Below are 20,144 nucleotides of genomic sequence, written 5' to 3' on the forward strand. Positions count from 1 at the left end.
AACCTGCAATGGGCCAACTGCGCTTACCTGTTGAAATATAGCTATAAATTATTCAAATACAAAACAATGCCCTAAGCAGCCTATTTTAATTTCAGCAATTGACGGACATACCGGTCGGTATGTAAGCTGCTCTGTTAGATAACAAATAGCCGCCTGCGGCAACAGAAAGCCGTTTAACACCTTACATCTGGAGCTCAACCATGCCTGACACATCCGGCAAGAGGTACCCTCGCTTTGCTGCGGGCACAACCGTCGCTGTATTGTTGGCCCTGCTGGCGGTCATCTATTACATCGCATTCCCCCACCAGGGCTATTCCAGTGACGAGACGGCATCAGCGGCACCACCCGCAAGACAGGTCTTCGTTACAGCGGTGGCGCTGGAATCCGTTCGCCTCTGGACACGCTTTGCCGGCCGCCTGACCGCAGTGCATACCGCCGAGATAAAACCCCGGGTGGGCGGCGAGATTCAGCAGGTGCTGTTTCAGGATGGACAGCTGGTCGAGCGGGGTGAACTGCTCTTTGTTATCGACCCCCGGCCCTACCAGGCCGCTGTGCAACAGGCAAAAGCACAACTTGCCTCTGCAGAGTCCCGCACCACCCTGGCGCGAGACGAACTGGCACGGGCCAGCAAGCTGGTCGAGCGGAAACTGGTATCAGACAGCATTTATGATGCGGCGAAAAATGAATACCAGGTAGCCAGCGCGATGATACGGGAAGCGGAAAGCGCTGTGGTCAGAACGGAGCTGGATCTTCAGTATGCGCACATCAAGGCCCCCTTTTCAGGCCGGATAAGCCGTGCAGAACTCACCGAGGGCAACCTGGTGGAAGCCGGTGCCAGCGCACCCGTACTGGCAGCACTGGTATCCAATCAGCAGCTGTACGCCGAATTCAATGTGGACGAGCAAACTTATCTGCAATCAATCCGGAGTGCCGATCATACAGAGGCGATGCCGGTAGAGCTGACACTGGCAAACGACGAGAGGGTGTATCGGGGCACAATCCATGCCTTCGACAACCAACTGGATATTTCCAGCGGCACCATCCGGGCGCGGGCCATCTTTGACAATACCGACGGCGCTCTGACACCCGGCATGTACGCCAATGTGCAACTCGGTGCAGCCACTGAAGTCGAGGTATTACTGATCCCCGTCGGCGCTGTGGGCACCAATCAGGACAAGAAGTTTGTCTATGTGGTCGGCGAAGACCATATCGCCGCCTACCGGGAAGTCACCCTGGGCTCCTATCACAAGGGGCAGCGGGTTGTGCTGAGAGGGTTGCAACCTGGCGATCAGGTGGTGATCAACGGGCTCGCCCACATTCGACCGGGTATGCCGGTCGATCCCGCACCTGCACAGCCCCGGACTACCGACACAACGGCTGAATAAGTCTCAATATTTCCCTGAAGGACCGCCATGAACATTTCCAGATTTTTTATAGATCGCCCGATCTTCGCCGGCGTGCTCTCCCTGATGGTGATGATCGCCGGTCTGCTGGCGATGTTTCAGTTGCCGATTTCTGAATACCCCGAGGTTACGCCGCCCTCAGTGGTGGTGAATGCTTCTTTTCCCGGCGCCAACCCCAAGGTCATTGCCGAGTCAGTGGCGACGCCGCTTGAAGAGCAACTCAGTGGTGTGGAAAACATGATTTACATGTCGTCCCAGGCCACCTCGGATGGGCGAATGACCCTCACCGTCACCTTCAAAATAGGCACGGACCCCGATCTCGCCCAGCAGATGGTGCAAAACCGGATATCCCAGGCCCTGCCCCGCTTGCCGGAAGTCACGCGGCAGCTTGGGGTAACGGTCGTGAAAAGCTCGCCGGATCTCACCCTGGTGGTCCACCTGGTGTCACCGGATCAGCGCTACGATGAACTCTATCTGCGCAACTATGCGCTGATGCATGTCAAGGACGAGCTGGCCAAGGTCAATGGGGTTGGCACAGTGCGCCTGTTTGGCTCCGGTGACTATGCGATGCGTATCTGGCTCGACCCGGAAAAAATTGCCGAGCGCAATCTCTCGGCCAATGAAGTAATTGCGGCGATCCGGGAACAGAATGTGCAGGTGGCAGCGGGCATCATCGGCGGCGCGCCCATGGCGGAGCCGGTGGATGTGCAGCTGCCCGTCAATGCCATGGGGCGACTGGAAACCCCGGAGGAATTCGCCGACATCATCGTGCATGCCGGCAACAGTGGTCAGATCACCCGACTCAGGGATGTCGCACGCATTGAGATGGCAGCTGCCGATTACAACCTCAATGCCATGCTGGATAACAAACCCGCTGTGGCAATCCCGATCTTTCAGGCGCCCGGTGCCAATGCCATCGCCATCTCCGATGAAGTACGCCGCACCATGGAGGCACTGAAGCCACTGTTTCCCGAGGGCCTCGATTACGAGGTGGTCTACGATCCCACGGTATTCGTCAAGGACTCAATCAAGGCCGTGGTGAAAACCCTGCTGGAAGCCCTGTTGCTGGTGGTGATTGTGGTCGTGGTCTTCCTCCAGACCTGGCGTGCTTCGATTATTCCGCTGCTGGCTGTGCCGGTGTCGATTATCGGTACCTTCGCCCTGATGTGGCTGTTCGGCTTTTCCATCAATACCCTGTCACTGTTCGGGCTGGTGTTGTCCATTGGCATCGTGGTGGACGACGCCATCGTGGTGGTGGAGAACGTCGAGCGCAACATTTCCGAGGGGCTTGACCCCCGCGAGGCCACCTATCGGGCCATGCAGGAAGTCAGTGGGCCGATTATCGCGATCTCGCTCACCCTGGTGGCTGTATTTGTGCCGATTGCCTTTATCAGCGGGCTGACCGGCCAATTCTACAAGCAGTTCGCCCTGACCATTGCCATCTCAACCACCATCTCGGCTTTCAACTCCCTGACGCTGAGCCCCGCCCTGGCGGCGTTGCTGCTGAAAAGCCAGGATGCACCCAAAGATCGTCTGACAAGAATCATGGACAAATTGTTTGGTGGCTTCTTCCGGTTGTTCAACCGGGGCTTCAAAAAATCGTCCAGCGCCTACTCCACATCCATCGCTGGCTTGCTGAGTCATAAAACCACGTCTTTTGCGGTTTATCTGGTGTTGATCGGCGTGACCGCTATTGGCTTTAGCAGTCTACCGAAAGGGTTTGTCCCGCCCCAGGATAAGCAGTACCTGATCAGTTTCGCGCAGCTGCCCGATGGTGCGTCCCTGGCCCGAACGGAAGCCGTCATCCGGGAGATGGGCAGCATCGCCATGGCCGAAGAGGGTGTCGCCAATGCGGTGCAGTTCCCCGGCCTTTCGGTGAACGGCTTTACTAATAGCGCCAGTGCCGGCATCGTCTTTGTCACGCTGGAAAACTTTGACAGGCGCAATTCGCCGGAGCTGTCCGCCGCGGCCATCGCCGAACGCCTGCAAATGCAATACGCCGGTATCGAAGAGGCGTTCATTGCGATTTTCCCACCACCGCCGGTCATGGGCCTCGGCACCACCGGCGGATTCAAACTGCAGATCGAGGATCGCGCCAATCTCGGCTATGAGCAGCTGGCCGCGGTTGTAGACAATGTTCAACAGGCCGCGTGGCAGGACCCGGCACTGGTCAATGTCTATTCCAACTACAAGATCAATGTCCCCCAGCTATACGCCGATCTTGACCGGACCAAAGCCAAACAGCTCGGCCTGGATATCAAGGAAATCTTCGATACCATGCAGGTCTACCTCGGCTCGCTGTATGTGAATGATTTCAACCGTTTCGGTCGCACCTACCAGGTTATTGCCCAGGCGGATGCCGAATACCGAACCAACCCTGAAAATGCCTTGAACCTCAAAGTGAAAAATGACCGGGGGGAGATGGTACCGCTGGGCAGCGTGCTGGAAATGAAAGAGAGTTACGGCCCGGAAAGCGCCATTCGCTACAACGGCTATCTGGCGGCAGATATGAATGGTGATGCGGCACCCGGCTATTCCAGTGGTCAGGCTCAGGATGCCATCAGCAAAATCCTCGACAGGGTGTTGCCACTGGGCATGACCTTTGAGTGGACGGACCTGACCTACCAGCAGGTACTGAGTGGCAATACCGCCATCTTTATTTTCCCCCTGTGCCTGTTGCTGGTCTTTCTCGTGCTGGCTGCACAGTACGAAAGCCTGGTGCTGCCGTTGGTGGTAATCAGTATTGTGCCGCTGTCGGTATTGTCGGCGGTGGCCGGCCTGTGGCTGACCGGTGGCGACAACAATATTTTTACCCAGATCAGCCTGTTCGTGCTGGCGGGTCTGGCCAGCAAAAACGCCATTCTGATCGTGGAGTTTGCCCGGGAGCTGGAGCACAAGGGCATGGACACCTGGCACGCTGCGGTGACGTCAAGCCGGATGCGGTTGCGGCCAATTCTGATGACGTCCTTCGCATTCATCATGGGTGTAGTCCCGATGGTACTGTCCACCGGCGCTGGTTCCGAAATGCGCAGTGATATCGGGATTGCGGTTTTCTCCGGCATGCTCGGCGTGACGTTTTTCGGGTTGTTCTTTACCCCGGTTTTCTATGTGCTGTTCAGAAAACTGTCACGCACCAGCAAGGTGCATGTGCCGGCAGAATAAATCGGGCGGATCACTGCCGAAGCGCGTCGAGGGTCTTCTGATACAGCGATGCGTGTGGCCCGCCCAGGGCCACCGCTTTTTCAGCCATGGCAATCGCCTCGGTGTGCTCACCGAGTTCCGAGAGCAATTGGGCGAGATTGTTATAGGCGGGGGCATAGTTCGGGGCGACGGTGAGTAACCGGCGATACCCGGCAAGCGCCTCCGACAGTTTGCCCATGCCGTAGTGCAGGTTGGCCAGGGCAAACCCGAGTGTCTTGCTGTTCGGCCAGCGTTCCAGTCCCACCTGATAGGCTTTCACCACGTCCACTGCGGGATTGTTGCGCGCAAAGTCGACCACCGAAAGGAAGTATTTCTGCTCATCCGCCTGCCGGGGCAACAGCCCCGGCTTCAGCAAGACGACACCCCAGTAACCACTGCGCCTCCAGGTCTGTTCAAACACCCCCAGCCTGGTCATGCGCCGCTTCTTCTCACCGGAATGCATCACCAGTTTTTCACTGTCCAGGTCGTAACCAACCACGACCGCGTAGTGCCAGACCTCATACCAACTGACGCCGAGATTCTGCAACACTAACACCGGGTTGCCGGCCTGCACTTCACTGATCAGATGTTCGATATGGGGTTCGATGAGGTAGGGGATACGTCCGTAGGACCTGGCCGCAGCCAGCATTTCCACCTGAAAGCTGCCCTTTCTGTCGGGCACATACACCTTGCTCACCAGATCGTCGGGCACCACGGTGGAAAGCCCGGAGGCAGAGAGCACCGTGGCGAGAGCAGCGGGACCACAGTGATAATCGTTTTGCGGAAAAAAAGGCACCCCCTCTATGATGTGGGATACATGCCGGGAGCTATCTTCCGCTTGTCCAGCCAACAGCTGGTCTGTCTGGGGTGTACTGACACACCCGGAAAGCAGAACAGAACACAGAAAAAAAACACGCGAGATCATCGCGTGTTTTTGAAGGACCAGATTACTGTGAATCAATTTCAGACACCGGGGAAGATATCTGTCACCCCGGCAACATCAAGAAGAATCAGAATCAACAGTACCAGTACGATTGCACCCAACACACCACCTGCGGGCAAGTCGGCCATCTGCTGGTTCAGCTCGGCGACCTCCGCATCGCTCATTGAGTCCACCCGATCACTGACATCGGCAATATCGACACCCAGACTGGTCAGTTTGTCGGATACATCCTGACGAGCCAGAAGGTCTTTGATCTCTGCACGACCCAGATCGGAAGAAACCTCGGCGGCAACCGTATCGGTACCCACCATCACCGCATGGGACTGGCTAACCAACCCAGCGAACATCACCATGGTAACCAGTATGTAGCAGACCAGTTGTCTAACGGATTGATTGTTCATACTTAAATTCCTTGTTGAAAAAATATTGACCATTGCAAACCTGCAAGAACCTCTCCTTTGAGGATAGCAGACAATGTTACTGACTTCCCGACACCGGCTGGCCACTCAGGGAACACCTTCATCCTACTCCGGTTCCGGCTGAATAACTGTTAAATCGCTCATTGCATGACAAATGAATGCAATCGGCACAGGAAAAGGGATTTTCCATGACAAAAAAGGGGGGGTATCCGGTGAAACCTGCAAGACACAGGTCCACCGGATAATAGAAAAAGCTAGCGAATCACCAGGTAAAGGGAATTGCCATTCCTGCTGACGTGGAGCAAGACTGACTGCTTGCTCAGGGAAAGCGCTTTTTTGAAGCTGTCGAGGTTGGTGACGCGCTGCCGGTTGGCACCCAGAATCACATCACCGGGGCGCAGACCGTTATAGGCAGCAATGGAGTTCGGGGACAAGCCCGACACCAGTACACCCTCGCCATCCGGGTTGTTTTCAAAGCGGGCACCCTCCAGCAGCTTGTGCAACTCACCGGTGGTGGACGTCAATTGCTGTGGCTCACCCACCTTGACATCAGCTTTTTTCACCTTGCCATCGCGAATGAAGGAAAGCTGCACCTTGTCACCAATGGATTTGATACCTATCTGGCTGCGCAACTGCCCGGAAGAGTTGGTCGCTTCACCATCGACCGCAATAATCACATCACCCGCCTGCACACCTGCTTTCTTGGCAGTGGAGTCGTCACTGACGCCTGTCACCAGTACGCCTCGCTGGCCGTTCTCGAGGTTGAAGGCTTCGCGCAACTCGGGCGTAATATCCTGGATACCAATACCCAGCTGACCACGCTTCACTTCGCCATGTTCAAGAATCTGCGCCATACTGGCTTTGGCCATGTTGATTGGAATGGCAAAACCGATGCCGATATTGCCGCCGGCCGGTGCCAGAATGGCCGTATTGATTCCCACCAGTTCCCCGCGCAGGCTGACCAGTGCACCACCGGAGTTGCCGGGATTGATGGACGCATCTGTCTGTATGAAATTTTCATAGCCTTCGATACCCAGGCCAGTGCGATCCAGCGCACTGACGATACCGGTTGTCACGGTTTGTCCGAGCCCAAACGGGCTACCGATGGCCACAACAAAGTTACCGACCTCCAGTTTGCCGGAATCACCCAGTGGTACTTCAGCCAGATTGTCGGCCTCAATCTGCAAAATGGCGATGTCCAGCTCGGGGTCGGAACCTCTGACTTTGGCGGTAAACGAACGGCCATCCTCCATGGATACCTGAACTTCGTCTGCACCTTTGATCACGTGATAATTGGTCATCACAATACCGTCATCGGCGTTGACTATCACCCCTGAACCCGCACTTTGCTGGCGTTTTCTGGGCGGCTGCTGGCGCTGCTGACGAGGGTCGGGTGCGTTGAAAAAATGCCGAAAAAAGGGATCGTTCATCAGGGGATTATTTGTAGCCTGCTGACTGGAAAATGTCGCGATATTGACAACCGCCGGACTGACACCCTTCAGCATCGGCGACAGCGAGGGCAGCTCCCTGCCCGAGCCATCGTGCAGCGGCAGCGCCGCCTGGGTAAAACCGGCCACCAACAACATGGATACCGCGAGCATGAAATGTCTGAACTGATGCATGCTAAAAACTCCTGAGGATTACCGAAGGCCTGGCTGTCTAATGACAGTGCCCAACCCGTTTACTATTACTTGTTTGATCATGGAACCACTTGCCTTGACGCCGGGCCGATCAGCTACGTTCTCGCCCCTGACAATGTTGTGGGACACGGTTTGGAAAAAATAATTCCCAACTATTTTTAGTGGGTGGGGCGGCAATCACCTTGCCGCCCCGTTTGTTCAGGCCGCCTTGCTATTCATCTGGCTGCTGTCCTCGCTACTGTCCTTAGTACCTTCAAGCACATTTCCGCCATCACTGATCGGGATGGTTTTTGGCTTCATGGCCTCCGGAATTTCCTTGAGCAGGTTGATGGTCAGCAGGCCATTGTTAAGATCCGCAGAGGTCACTTCAATATGATCCGCCAGGTTGAATTTGCGTTCGAAGGCGCGCCGGGCGATCCCCTGATGCAGGTAGTTGCGGGATGTCTTGTCACTCGCCTTTTTGCCATACACCGTGAGCACCCCTTTCTCGACCTGGATATCCAGTTCGGTGCGCTCAAAGCCAGCCACAGCTATGGTGATGGCATAACGGTTTTCATCAAGCACCTCAATATCGTAGGGCGGGTACACCGTCGAGGTCTGCTCAGTGCGCAACGCGGTTTTCAGCATCGGTTCGAGACGATCAAAGCCGATTGTGCTGCGATACAGCGGGGTCAAATCAATAGTTGCCATAACATATCCTCCATTAGAAGCAATATAAAAAGTAATGGTCGTGGGCATGCACTCTGCGAGAGACGTGACACCCACAGGGCTTATGTAGGTACGGCAATCTGAATTTCAAGGGTCGCTGTTGATGGTTGCTGAAACCACTCTAATCCTGGACACTCTCCTCCTGGAAACAAGGACAAAAAAGGCGTTTCAGCGGACCATCAACACGGATACCGGCGCGAACAGGGCGACCTGATGGCTCAGGGTGCCAAACGATTTTTGCCCCGGTTTGACGGTGCGGGCTGCCATCACAATCAAGTCTATCTCCTCTTCCTCACAACAGTGGATGATTTCAGGGGCCCGCTTACCCACTGCAATCACCTTTTCAATTGGCACGCCGGGATACTCTGACTGAAAATGTTGCTGCCAATGCGTCAGGGTCTCGTCGGCCTGACTGGCAAGCTTCTGGTAGAAGGCCTCCAGCTCTCCATCGATTTCACCACCCAGTTTTTCCAGTACATGCAGCAGACGTAGCTGGCCGCCGGACCGAATAGCTATCGACAGTGCCTCCCGGATAGCGGGCTCACTTTTATCCGTCAAATCTGTCGGAACCAGAATATTTTTATACATCACTATGCCCCTTTTAAGTATTCCAATATGACTCGGTTATGTAACCATCCGACCTGCCAAACCGGTAAGGATGACTGTCGCAACTGTTTACACTCCCTGCCCATAATGACATGTTAGTATCATTGCGGTGTAGTCGATATCCATGACCCAAATCGCAGGCAACGCGGCTACTGTCACGGTTATCTGTTTTCGCCTGTGAACAATGGAGAGTCAACATGAAGGCAGTGGTACTCGACAGTCTTGGTGGACCTGAAAAACTGACACTGCGTGATATTGAACAAAAAGCCCCCGGGCCGGGCGAAGTAAGCGTAAAACTGGCTGCCAGTGCACTGAACCGCCGCGACCTCTGGATCACACAGGGCAAGTACCCAAAAATAGCGTTGCCCTGTGTTCCCGGCTCTGACGGCGCAGGGGTTGTCGATGCGCTGGGCGATGGTGTCCAGAGCGACCTGCTGGGACAGCAGGTGGTGATATACCCTGCCAAAAACTGGGGCCCCGAACAACGTCACTACGGCCCGGATTTTCGGGTATTGGGTATGCCGGACCAGGGCACTTTTGCCGAATACATCTGTGTTGCCGCGAGCGATGTTTACCCGAAACCTGCCCACCTCGACTGGCCACAGGCGGCCGCCATTCCGCTGGCGGGACTGACGGCCTGGCGTGCCGTGACTACCCAGGGGCATGTGCAACCCGGTCAGCGGGTATTGATTACCGGTGCCGGCAGTGGTGTTTCGACCTTTGCCATTCTCTGGTGCCTGAATCTCGGCGCCGAAGTCTATGTCAGCAGTGGCAGCGATGAAAAACTGGCTGCCGCCAAGGCCATGGGGGTAGCCGGTGGCGAAAATTACTGCGACCCAGCGTGCTATAAAAAACTTCGGCAACAATCCGGCGGCTTTCACACGGTGATCGACAGCGCTGGTGGCGACGCGCTCAACAGCCTGCTGGACAGTTTGTTGCCCGGTGGACGGCTGGTCTTCTTTGGTGCGACCCTCGGCAACCCGACCAAAGGGCTGGAACTGGCAAAGCTTTTCTTCCGACAGATCCGTATACAGGGTACCACCATGGGCAGCAATGCAGAGTTTGCCGCCATGATCGACTTTGTGGCAGCACACCGGATCCTGCCTGTTATTGATCGGGTGATGGCGCTGGAGGACGCGGTCGCGGCCCATCAGCGGATGGAAGGGTTTTCACACACCGGTAAAATAGTGCTGCTGAATGACTAATATCCCAGCAAGACGGCAATTTCGGTCGTCAGAACTCACCGCTCAACACGAGTGATCGCCATGTCATCCCCCCGCGGGCAGTTCTCATCCAGGATTGGCTTTATTCTGGCGGCCTCGGGGTCGGCAGTGGGGTTGGGGAATATCTGGGGGTTCCCCACCAATGCTGCCGAGAATGGCGGCGGCGCCTTTGTACTGGTGTATTTTCTGCTGGCGTTTTGCCTGGCCTACCCGGCACTCATGGCCGAATTGATTATCGGCCGTCATACCCGCGCCAATATGGTTTCTGCACTGCAAATCATATCACCCGGAAAAACCACCAGATTGCTGGGAAAACTGACCGGTTTTTACGGCATTATTGTCGCAGCACTGATCCTCAGCTTTTACAGCATTGTGGCCGGCTGGATGCTCGCCTATCTGCTGGAGCCGATGGTCAGTCTCAGCGGACTGCCGGGATTGGCCAACTGGCTCACGGAATTCAGCGCACCCAGAAACCTGCTGTTTTGCGCGATTTTTCTGATTGTTACCTGCGCAGTTATCAGTGCCGGCGTTGAGCACGGCATCGAAAAATGGTCGTGTCGGTTGATGCCAGCCCTGCTGGCGATGATGATTTTTCTGATCGTCTATGTGCTCACCCAGCCCGGAGCAGTCGATGGGCTCAAGCTCTACCTGATCCCCGATTTCAGCCGTATCGGTGATCCCAAGTTGATCCTCAGCGCCCTCGGCCAGGCTTTCTTTTCCCTGTCGCTCGGGGTCGGCACCATGCTGATCTACGGCTCTTACCTCAGGCCAGACGACAACCTGCCCGCCATGGGTGCCATTGTCACGGCACTGGATTCATCCGTGGCCTTTTTGGCGGGACTGCTTGTGCTGCCAGCGATGTTTGTCGCCCAACATCAGGGGGTGGAAATCTATACGCCCCAAGGGGCGTTGATGGCAGGACCAGACCTGATTTTTCAAACACTGCCCGCCCTGTTTAAAACCATGGCTGGCGGCACTGTGGTTGCTTTACTGTTCTTTACCCTGCTGTCAATCGCGGCGCTCACATCATCGATTTCCATGCTCGAAGTGCCCGTGTCCTACACCCTCGAACAACATGTTGCCAGTCGCCCTATGGCTACCTGGCTATCCGGCGCGATAGTCTTTGCCATAAGCGCGGTGATCGTGATGAATTTTGACACCCTGTTTGCGGCCGTTGTGACCCTCACCACCCGCTACAGCCAGCCCCTGCTGGGACTGATGTTATGTGTTTTTGCCACCTGGGTCTGGCGCAGGGATCGGGTTCTGGAGGAGATTCGCCGAGGCTTGCCCGACGTACAGCACAGCCTGTTCTGGCGAATCTGGCCCGGCTACGCAAAATTCTGCTGCCCGGCACTGATACTGTTGGTGCTGGCACAGAGCCTGATGAACTAGCGCTACACCTCAGAAAGTGCCGCGGTAGTTACCACCATCAATCAGGATATTCTGGCCGGTGATATAGGCTGCCTGTTGGCTGCAAAGGAACGCACAGGTGGCACCAAATTCCTCGACCATACCCAACCGGCCGGCGGGCAGACCGGCGATAATGTCCTGGGCAGAAAGCCCCTTGCTGTTACCGATCAGTGTAGCGGCACCATGGCCCCGCTCGGTATCAAAGAGTCCCGGTAATAAATTATTGATGGTCACATTAAAGCGCGCCGGGTCCCGGGAAATTCCGGCAACAAAACCGGTCAACCCGGAGCGGGCGCCGTTGGACAATCCCAGCGGCTCAAACGGCTGCTTTACCGCAGCACTGGTGATATTGATAATCCGCCCAAACCGTCGCTCGATCATGCCATCCAGGGTACGGCGAATCATGTCAATCGGGCTATACATATTGCCATTGACCGCTTCGAACCATTCTTTCTGCCCCCAGTTGCGAAAGTCTCCCGGCGGCGGCCCTCCGGCATTATTCACCAGAATATCCGGTGCAGGGCAGGTGGCGAGGACCACATCCCGACCCGCCTCCGTCGTGATGTCACCCACCACGGTGGTCACCTCGGCGCCCGTGGCCATCCGGATCGCCTCGGCGGTTGCTGCCAGCGTATCCGCCTGCCTTGCCATAATCACCAGCTTGGCGCCCTCCGCTGCCAGGGCCATCGCACACCCTTTGCCCAGCCCTTTACTGGCGGCACAAACCAACGCTGTTTTTCCGGCAATTCCGAGCTCCATTCAATGATCCTCAACAATGGGTTAATGGCTTTCGGGGCAAGAGGCTAGCATGAAATCAGCAAAAAGTGACGGCTGTTAAAACTGCAGGATCGCCGGGAAGTGTCGAACAAATAGACTACAACAGTCTCGAATTTCTGGAAAACTGGCTCCGCAGAAATTCCATCTGATCCCCCAATATCCGCCTGGAGTTAATCAGTGCCAGATATTCCGCGTTGTTGGGCCTGAACGGCAGAGCGACCAACTGCATATTCAATTCATCGAGCAGACGGTCAGCTTTGTGCTGATTACAACGGCGACAGGCGGCAACCACGTTCTCCCAGCGATCCTCCCCACCCCTGGAAGTGGGCACGATATGATCACGTGTCAGCGCATTGCTATCAAAGGGACGGGCACAATACATGCACAAATAACCATCGCGGGCAAACAGTGCAGGATTGCTCAGCGGGTGCCGTGTCTGAGGACGCGCCAACTGCTCACCGGTACAGGCAATGATACTGGGCAATACCATACGGGACTGCTCTCCGGTATGGCGGCTATAACCCCCATGAACGTTTTTGACCACATCACCCAGCGTCCAGACGACAAGCTCCCTGGCAAACAGGCACACGGCTTCCTGCCAATCCAGCCATTCGATAGGCTGGCCTGCCTGATTGAGTCGTAAAATTCTCGGTTGTATCACGCCGACCACCACTGCTGAATTCCAGAGTGAGCTGCAGACCGTCTTTCCAAAATGTAAAAAGCCCCGTCAAGAACAAACGGGGCCTGGGGATCAGAGCAAAAAGGCATAAAGCATACCCACCGCAGCATCACGGGTATTTTTTTGGGGCGGCACACTGCTTTGGGCTCATTGCTGCAACTGAAGGCCTATTGCTCCTGCGAGGTACAACTTCAGCAATAATAAACCCGGAGAAAACACTGTCAACAGATAAAAAATAAAGCCCTGATACAGGAGATATCAGGGCTTTAGGGGCAGTACAGGAAATTGTGGTTCCCATCTGGAAACCACAGAATAACCTAACATCCATGTTTTTCCTTGGTCATCGCGTTACACATCCATGTGTCACAGCGTCCATGCCACATCACTATCTACTTTTTCCAATGCCGCCACCATTGGTATTTTTCTGTTTTTTTTGTAGGAAAAAGATTACAGATGCGCGCTCACAGAATTGACCACATCACTTGGCTCGGTTAGTGTTGCAGCTTGATTTTTGGAGCGTAAAACGTGGCCAGCCGCAAAAAACCATTGGATTTTGAGGAAAAACTGCACCAGCTTGAAGAACTGGTCAATGACATGGAAAAGGGGACTCTAAGTCTGGAGGACTCACTCAAAGCCTTTGAAGCGGGCATTAAAATAACCCGCGAATGCCAGCAGGCACTCAAGGATGCCCAGCTTAAAGTCGATATGCTGACTAGCGGATCCTCTGAACCCAAGGTCTTTGATCCTGAGAGCGGCTGATGGACACCCTACGTTTTGCAGACTTTCAGCAGCAGTCGCAGCAGCGGATTGATCAACACCTCAATGCCATGCTCCCCATTGCCTGCCAGGGAGAAACCACCCTTTTCGAGGCAATTCGCTACAGCCTGTTCAACGGCGGCAAACGCATTCGCCCTCTACTGGCCTACGCTGCGGCCAATGCCGTGGGCGAAATCAATCCTTCCACCGACCGGGTAGCAGCGGCACTGGAAATGATTCACGCCTATTCGCTGATTCACGATGATCTTCCCGCCATGGACAACGATGATTTGCGTCGTGGCAAGCCCACCTGCCATATTGCCTTCGACGAAGCCACAGCGATTCTGGCTGGCGACGGCCTGCAAACACTCGCATTTGAACAGCTCCTCGAGGCACAGCAGTTGCCCCCGCAGACAATACTGCGCTTACTCGCGATGCTGACCAAAGCAGCCGGCATCGATGGTATGGTTTACGGTCAGGCCATCGATATGGCTGCCGTCAACCAAACGCTCACACTCCCGCAACTGGAACATATGCACCGCCACAAGACAGGCGCCATGATTTCCGCCAGTGTCATGATGGGGGGGATGACAGCCGGCGCCTCGGAAGGGCAACTCGGTGCGCTGAAAGATTATGGCGAGGCAATCGGCCTCGCGTTTCAGGTGCAGGATGATATTCTCGATGTCACAACCAATACCTCTGTGCTTGGGAAGCGGCAGGGATCGGACCAGGCCCGCAACAAACCCACCTATCTATCGCTGCTGGGCATTGATGGCGCCCGGCACAAAGCCGCAGAGCTTCACAGCAAGTCACTGACCGCGCTGGCCAGTTTCGATGAGCGCGCAGACCAGCTTCGCGCCATAGCAAACTATATCGTCAAAAGGGAATACTAACGTACAGGGCTATTGACCTCGGTAAGGTGGGGACGTTTCACACGACTTTTTGGTGTAAGATTGCACCCTTTACCCAGAATTGATCTTGCATGCCAAAGACCTTTGATGACATACCACTGGTTCGTCCGGAAACCCCACTGCTGGACACCATCGATCGGCCCTTTCATCTCCGCGAACTGGAACCGGAGCAGCTGCCAGAGCTCGCAAACGAATTGCGCGCCTACCTGCTTTACAGTGTCGGAAAAAGCGGCGGCCATTTTGGTGCTGGCCTGGGAACCGTCGAGCTGACCATTGCCCTGCACTATGTCTACAACACCCCCCATGACCGTCTGGTATGGGATGTTGGCCATCAGGCCTACCCCCATAAAATCCTGACCAGTCGACGCGACCTGATGCTCCAGATCCGGCAGATGGAAGGCCTCTCGGCATTCCCAAAACGCTCAGAGAGTGAATATGACACTTTCGGTGGTGGTCATTCCAGCACATCCATCAGCGCCGCCCTGGGGATGGCGCTGGGCTCCGCCCTCAATGGTGAGAAACGCAAGGCGGTGGCAGTTATTGGCGACGGTGCCATGACCGCAGGCATGGCCTTCGAAGCACTCAATCATGCCGCCCACACCGATGCCGACCTGCTGGTGCTACTGAACGACAACAATATGTCCATCTCCCACAATGTGGGGGGGCTCGCCACCTATTTTTCCAAAATCTGGTCAAGCCGGTTCTATAACTCCATCCGCGAAGGGGGCAAAAAGGTGCTCCGCTCAATACCCTCAGCGGCCACCTTTGTTCGCAAAACCGAAGAACACCTCAAAGCCATGGTGGCGCCCGGTATTGTCTTTGAAGAGTTGGGCTTCAACTACATCGGACCTATCGACGGACACAACCTGCCACTGCTGGTGCAAACGCTGCGCAATCTGCGCTGCCTGAACGGCCCTATCCTGTTGCATACCATTACCCGCAAGGGCAAGGGATTTGGCCCCGCCGAAGCAGACCCGGTGGGGTATCATGCACTGAACAAGATTGAGCCAAAAACCAAGCCCCAGATAGCGGTGGCAAAACCCGTCGCCAAGATCAGTCCGCCAAAACTCAAATACCAGCAGGTATTCGGTAACTGGCTGTGCGATATGGCAGAGAAAGATTCACGCCTGGTGGGGATTACACCGGCCATGTGCGAAGGCTCTGGGATGGTCGAATTTGCCAACCGCTTTGCAGATCGCTTCCACGATGTAGCCATCGCGGAACAACACGCCGTCACATTGGCCGCAGGGATGGCCTGTGAGGGAATCAAGCCTGTCGTGGCTATCTACTCCACCTTTCTGCAGCGCGCCTATGATCAGCTGATTCACGATGTGGCGCTACAGGGTCTGGATGTACTTTTTGGTATTGATCGCGCCGGGCTTGTAGGAGAAGACGGACCAACCCATGCCGGCAGTTTTGATCTTACCTACCTGCGCTGCATCCCGAACATGCTGGTGATGACGCCCTCTGATGAAAACGAAACCCGCCAGTTGCTCTATACCGGCTATATTCACAACGGCCCGGCTGCAGTCCGCTACCCCAGGGGGACGGGGCCCGGCGTAGCAATCGAACAGGCGATGACCGCACTGCCAATAGGCAAAGGGCTGATCCGTCGAAAAGGCCATCAGGTGGCCATACTAAACTTTGGCACCCTACTACCTGCAGCTATGGAAGCCGCCGAAAAACTGGACGCCACCGTGGTGGACATGCGCTTTGTAAAACCCCTGGACAAAGAACTGATAACTCGGCTGGCTACACAACATACCCTGCTGGTCACTCTCGAAGAAAATACCACCCAGGGTGGCGCTGGTGCCGCTGTCAGCGAGCATCTGGCCTGTATGGGTTTTCTGGTACAGGTAATGCATCTGGGTCTGCCGGATATCTTTCTGGAACATGGCAGCCATCAACAGCAACTGACGGCGGCCGGACTGGATGCAGCCGGCGTCCTGCGCAGTATCCAGCAACGGCTGCAACAAAAAGACAATAACCTGTCGGATACCGCGTACTGAAACCACGCCGCTGGCATTGGCAACGGAGGCTGGCAACGGCTTCACTGCTGGGGAGGGTTTTCACCGCGTTCAGTTTCGGGCTGGCCCGACAGGATCTGCCCAATCAGTCCGGCACCGCCGAGGCTCCAGCCACCGTCCACCGGTAACACAGCGCCACTGATGTAGCTCGCGGCAGAAGAACCGAGAAACATCGCCGCAGCGGCAATATCGGCCGCTGTGCCCTGACGTTTCATTGGCACTGAATCGGCTATCTGTCGGGCACCCTTCGGGCCCGGTGGCGACAGTCGCTTCATTCCCTCAGTTCCCTCAATAGGGCCCGGCACCAGCGAGTTTACCCGGATGCCTTCCGCCCCCCACTCCAGTGCCGTGGTGCGGGTGAGCATATCGACACCCGCTTTGGCAGCACAGACATGGGATTGCATTTCCATTGGCACAAAGGCCTGTGGCGCGGAAATATTTATCACACAGCCGCCCGGTTTCCGCAGGTAGGGATGACAGAAACGGAGCACCTGAAAAGTCCCCAACAGGTCAATATCCATCACTGCCTTGAATGCATTGCCGGACATGCTCTTGGCCGCCGCCGGGAAATTGCCCGCCGCACCGGAGACCAGCACATCAATGGGACCCAGTTGGCGGTGGGTCTCCTCAAAAACCACTTCCAGTCGCCCGGCATCGCGCACATCGGCAGCAAAGCCCAATACAGTGCCACCATATTCCTGCAATGCCAGCACCGCCGCATCGACTTTGGCCTGGGAGCGACTGAGTACGGCAACAGACGCACCGGCCTGCGCAAAACCCCGGGCAATACCTAGGTTGATACCGCTGGTGCCACCGGCAACAAACACCACGCTGCCACGATAATCGAAAGAACACTGGGGCATAAATCTGTCTCCTGAAATGGTGGGACTGAACAGGTCCGGTCGTCAGCCAGCTATGAAGGCTAACAGACGGTTCAGTCAGCCGGACAGCAGCTGGTCAATTGCTGTCAATGCGGCGATCAACTGCTCCGCATCCGCCTCGATTGATTGTCCCCTGGCGATTGAGTCTCCCCTGGAAATTGATAGCCCTCTGAAATACTCCTCTGCCATGGGTGCGATCCCACAGGCGGCGGGCAGTGGAGCACCGCACTGCACCAGATCCTGCATACGCGGGAGAAAAATAAACTGCAACCATTCGACAAATTCCAGCGTATCAATGGCAAAGGGTTGGTCACTGGCCAGGGCTTCTGCGCTCGGTGCCGTTTCAGACCAGACATTGAGATCGCGCAAATGCTGTTCCACGGCAAAGAGCCGGATAGTCAGTTGCCGACGGACATCACTCATTTTTGTCTCCCGACAGCTTGTATCATCAATTCAACTCACGGCGAAAAGGGGGCAGATCATCGAGCATTTGCCTGCCATAGCGTTTGCTCACAATCCGGCGGTCGAGGATAGTAATTCTACCGGTGTCCTGCTCCGTTCGAATCAGCCGCCCACAGGCCTGGTGCAACCGCAGGGAAGCATCGGGCAACATCAACTCCATAAACGGATTGATGCCGCGGAGTTCCAGCCAGCCCGACAGGGTTTGATAGACCGGATCATCCGGCACCGAAAACGGCAGCTTGGCAATCACCACATGGCGGCAGTAGTCACCGGGAAAATCCATGCCCTCGGCAAAGCTGGCCAGACCAAAAATCGCGCTACCTGAACCCTTATCAATCGCTGCGCGATGCCGACGGACAATCTCCTGGTTGGCCCACTGCCCCTGGAGCAGAATGGACTCCCGACAGGCGTCTGGTAACTGCTCGTAAACCTGCTCCATCTGTCGCCGCGAGGCAAACAGTACCAGCGTCCCCTCTGACCAGTCCACCAGCTCTGGCATGGTTCGGACAAGCGCATCGGTATGGGCCTTGCTGTCACTGCCATCGGCACCGATATCCGGCACCGACAACGACCCGGCCCGGGCAAAATCAAAGGCGCCGGCCACCGCCGTGAACACCGTATCCGCAGGCAAACCACAACGTTTGCCAAAATTTTCGAATTTGCCAAGGGTGCGCAGGGTCGCCGAGGTAATCACCGCCCCATGACAACGTTGCCAGAGATTTTCCCTGAATAGACCACCCGCATCCGTCGGCGATGCCGATACCTGAATGTCCAGGGTACCGCCGGCCTGTTGCTCAAGGGAGAGCCAGCGGGCATAGGGCGAGCTGTTGGCAAGATCATCCTCGCGGGCATAACAGCACCAGAGTTTCAGTACACTATCGGTACGCCCCTGCCAAATTCCCACCTGTTGAAAAAGCTGCTCAAGATCTACCCTGGGTACGGGAAAATGGGGCTCGTCCATCGCGTCACCCAGTCGGTCAGAGAGTACGTCGAGAAGGGTAGATAGAACACCAAAGGTTTGCGCCAGATGACCTGCCAACTCACGTATATCCTCACCGGGATCACCATTCGGAAAACACCAGCGTGGCTCCGCATCCCCGTCGGCAGCATGGGCCAGAGATTTTTCCAACACCGGGTAGACCAATCCCAGTAATTTTTCTGCATCACCAGCAGCGGCCGTCATCTTTTCAAGACGGCTCTGTATTTCCGGCGCGTCTTTCAGCAGTTCGTGCCAACTATCCACCTGCTTCTGCAACTTGCCCAGCCAATGAGTTGTAGTTCGCAGTCTGCAGCTACCGGCAAAGTGATTGAGCGCTGTGCCAGCGATGCGGTGGCCTTCATCAAACAGGTAAATCGTGTCCTCCGGCGGGGGAAGGATGACACCACCACCCAGGGCCAGATCTGCCATGACCAGATCGTGATTGGCCACAATACACTCAGCCTGATCCAGTTCATCGCGGGCGTTGAAAAAACAGCACTCGCGGATCAGGCGACAGCGACGACCAGCGCATTGACGCCGGTCTACGGTCAGGGGACGCCAGTCGCTGTCTTCCAGTGATTCCGACCAGGTATCCCGGTCACCCGCCCATTGATCTGCTTGCAGGGCGTCATTCATGGCGCGATAGCTGGCAATCAATTTGCCGGTGGGATTAAAGCTGATCTCGTCTTCGAACAGGAACTGACCACTGTCTTTCGCAGTGGCACTGTCCAGGCATTGTTCAAGGCGAACCGGACAAAGATAGCGACCGCGCCCCTTGGCCAGGGAGATCCGGTAATCCCAGCCGGTACTTTTGAGCAGGGCCGGGATATCGCGGTTGACCAATTGCTCCTGCAGCGCCACCGTGCCGGTGGCAATCACCACCCGCTTGCCGCGATGACGTGCAATCGGTAACGCCGCCAGCAGATAAGCCAGTGTCTTGCCGGTACCGGTGCCCGCCTCCACCACACAGACCGGGTTGCCCGCTTTGCGGTGCCCCTCCGCATCACTCTCAATGGAACCCAGACTGTTGGCAATGGCCGCAATCATCTGCTTCTGGCCCAACCGGGGCCGCAAACCGTTGCTGTCGAGAAAAGCGCGGTAGCCTCCCTGGATAGTGTCCCTCAGTTCCGCTTCCAGCAC

17 protein-coding genes are annotated in these 20,144 nt (G+C 56.0%); 7 read left to right on the forward strand and 10 right to left on the reverse strand.

What is annotated here, in order from left to right; translation table 11 throughout:
* Positions 1–200 precede the first annotated feature (200 nt).
* The gene (locus QZ516_RS09655; RefSeq protein WP_297188855.1) at positions 201–1,385 is read left to right on the forward strand and encodes an efflux RND transporter periplasmic adaptor subunit; all 1,185 of its coding nucleotides are present in this window, start codon (positions 201–203) and stop codon (positions 1,383–1,385) included.
* Between the two features lie 27 nt (positions 1,386–1,412).
* A complete protein-coding gene (locus tag QZ516_RS09660; RefSeq protein WP_297188858.1) occupies positions 1,413–4,565 on the forward strand; it encodes a multidrug efflux RND transporter permease subunit in 3,153 nt (1,050 codons plus the stop codon).
* Between the two features lie 10 nt (positions 4,566–4,575).
* Here the strand turns inward: QZ516_RS09660 and QZ516_RS09665 are convergent, their stop codons facing one another.
* The 5 genes from QZ516_RS09665 to QZ516_RS09685 all read right to left on the reverse strand — a co-directional run bounded on the left by QZ516_RS09665 (position 4,576) and on the right by QZ516_RS09685 (position 8,881).
* On the reverse strand, positions 4,576–5,433 hold the full coding sequence (locus QZ516_RS09665; RefSeq protein WP_297188859.1) for a PA2778 family cysteine peptidase: 858 nt from the start codon (positions 5,431–5,433) through the stop codon (positions 4,576–4,578).
* Between the two features lie 113 nt (positions 5,434–5,546).
* A complete protein-coding gene (locus QZ516_RS09670; protein WP_297188862.1) occupies positions 5,547–5,927 on the reverse strand; it encodes a PA2779 family protein in 381 nt (126 codons plus the stop codon).
* 272 nt (positions 5,928–6,199) lie between these two features.
* Entirely contained in the window at positions 6,200–7,567 is a 1,368-nt protein-coding gene (locus QZ516_RS09675; protein WP_297188865.1) for a Do family serine endopeptidase, read from the reverse strand.
* Positions 7,568–7,783: 216 nt separating this feature from the next.
* The gene (locus QZ516_RS09680; RefSeq protein ID WP_297188868.1) at positions 7,784–8,275 is read right to left on the reverse strand and encodes an Hsp20 family protein; all 492 of its coding nucleotides are present in this window, start codon (positions 8,273–8,275) and stop codon (positions 7,784–7,786) included.
* Positions 8,276–8,461: 186 nt separating this feature from the next.
* Positions 8,462–8,881, reverse strand: a complete 420-nt coding sequence (locus QZ516_RS09685) for a universal stress protein (RefSeq protein WP_297188871.1) — start codon at positions 8,879–8,881, stop codon at positions 8,462–8,464.
* 215 nt (positions 8,882–9,096) lie between these two features.
* Here QZ516_RS09685 and QZ516_RS09690 point away from each other — a divergent pair, with 215 nt between their 5' ends.
* Positions 9,097–10,104, forward strand: a complete 1,008-nt coding sequence (locus QZ516_RS09690; RefSeq protein ID WP_297188873.1) for a zinc-binding dehydrogenase — start codon at positions 9,097–9,099, stop codon at positions 10,102–10,104.
* A 60-nt stretch (positions 10,105–10,164) separates the two neighbouring features.
* The gene (locus QZ516_RS09695) at positions 10,165–11,514 is read left to right on the forward strand and encodes a sodium-dependent transporter (RefSeq protein WP_297188876.1); all 1,350 of its coding nucleotides are present in this window, start codon (positions 10,165–10,167) and stop codon (positions 11,512–11,514) included.
* A gap of 9 nt (positions 11,515–11,523) precedes the next feature.
* Here the strand turns inward: QZ516_RS09695 and QZ516_RS09700 are convergent, their stop codons facing one another.
* Together QZ516_RS09700 and QZ516_RS09705 are read right to left on the reverse strand one after the other, a co-directional pair.
* Positions 11,524–12,291, reverse strand: coding sequence for an SDR family oxidoreductase (locus tag QZ516_RS09700; RefSeq protein ID WP_297188879.1), 768 nt, complete (start codon positions 12,289–12,291; stop codon positions 11,524–11,526).
* A gap of 115 nt (positions 12,292–12,406) precedes the next feature.
* Complete coding sequence (locus QZ516_RS09705; RefSeq protein ID WP_297189300.1) at positions 12,407–12,967, reverse strand: HNH endonuclease; 561 nt, start codon at positions 12,965–12,967, stop codon at positions 12,407–12,409.
* 546 nt (positions 12,968–13,513) lie between these two features.
* On the opposite strand from QZ516_RS09705, the gene QZ516_RS09710 reads away from it, so the two are divergent.
* The 3 genes from QZ516_RS09710 to dxs all read left to right on the forward strand — a co-directional run bounded on the left by QZ516_RS09710 (position 13,514) and on the right by dxs (position 16,664).
* Positions 13,514–13,747 carry an exodeoxyribonuclease VII small subunit gene (locus tag QZ516_RS09710; RefSeq protein WP_036859363.1) on the forward strand — a complete coding sequence of 78 codons (234 nt, stop codon included), beginning with the start codon at positions 13,514–13,516 and terminating at the stop codon, positions 13,745–13,747.
* Positions 13,747–14,637, forward strand: coding sequence for a farnesyl diphosphate synthase (locus tag QZ516_RS09715; RefSeq protein ID WP_365333466.1), 891 nt, complete (start codon positions 13,747–13,749; stop codon positions 14,635–14,637). Before QZ516_RS09710 ends, QZ516_RS09715 begins: the two co-directional genes overlap by 1 nt.
* A gap of 89 nt (positions 14,638–14,726) precedes the next feature.
* Positions 14,727–16,664, forward strand: a complete 1,938-nt coding sequence (dxs, locus tag QZ516_RS09720) for a 1-deoxy-D-xylulose-5-phosphate synthase (RefSeq protein ID WP_297188882.1) — start codon at positions 14,727–14,729, stop codon at positions 16,662–16,664.
* Positions 16,665–16,705: 41 nt separating this feature from the next.
* On the opposite strand, the gene QZ516_RS09725 is transcribed toward dxs, so the two are convergent.
* From QZ516_RS09725 to dinG, 3 genes are all read right to left on the reverse strand, one after another.
* On the reverse strand, positions 16,706–17,545 hold the full coding sequence (locus QZ516_RS09725; protein ID WP_297188884.1) for an SDR family oxidoreductase: 840 nt from the start codon (positions 17,543–17,545) through the stop codon (positions 16,706–16,708).
* 75 nt (positions 17,546–17,620) lie between these two features.
* On the reverse strand, positions 17,621–17,986 hold the full coding sequence (locus QZ516_RS09730; RefSeq protein WP_297188887.1) for a YqcC family protein: 366 nt from the start codon (positions 17,984–17,986) through the stop codon (positions 17,621–17,623).
* Positions 17,987–18,011: 25 nt separating this feature from the next.
* Positions 18,012–20,144: an ATP-dependent DNA helicase DinG gene (dinG, locus tag QZ516_RS09735; protein WP_297188891.1), complete on the reverse strand. Its 2,133-nt coding sequence runs from the start codon at positions 20,142–20,144 to the stop codon at positions 18,012–18,014.

It is taken from the genome of uncultured Porticoccus sp., assembly GCF_913061305.1.
Lineage (GTDB): Bacteria > Pseudomonadota > Gammaproteobacteria > Pseudomonadales > Porticoccaceae > Porticoccus.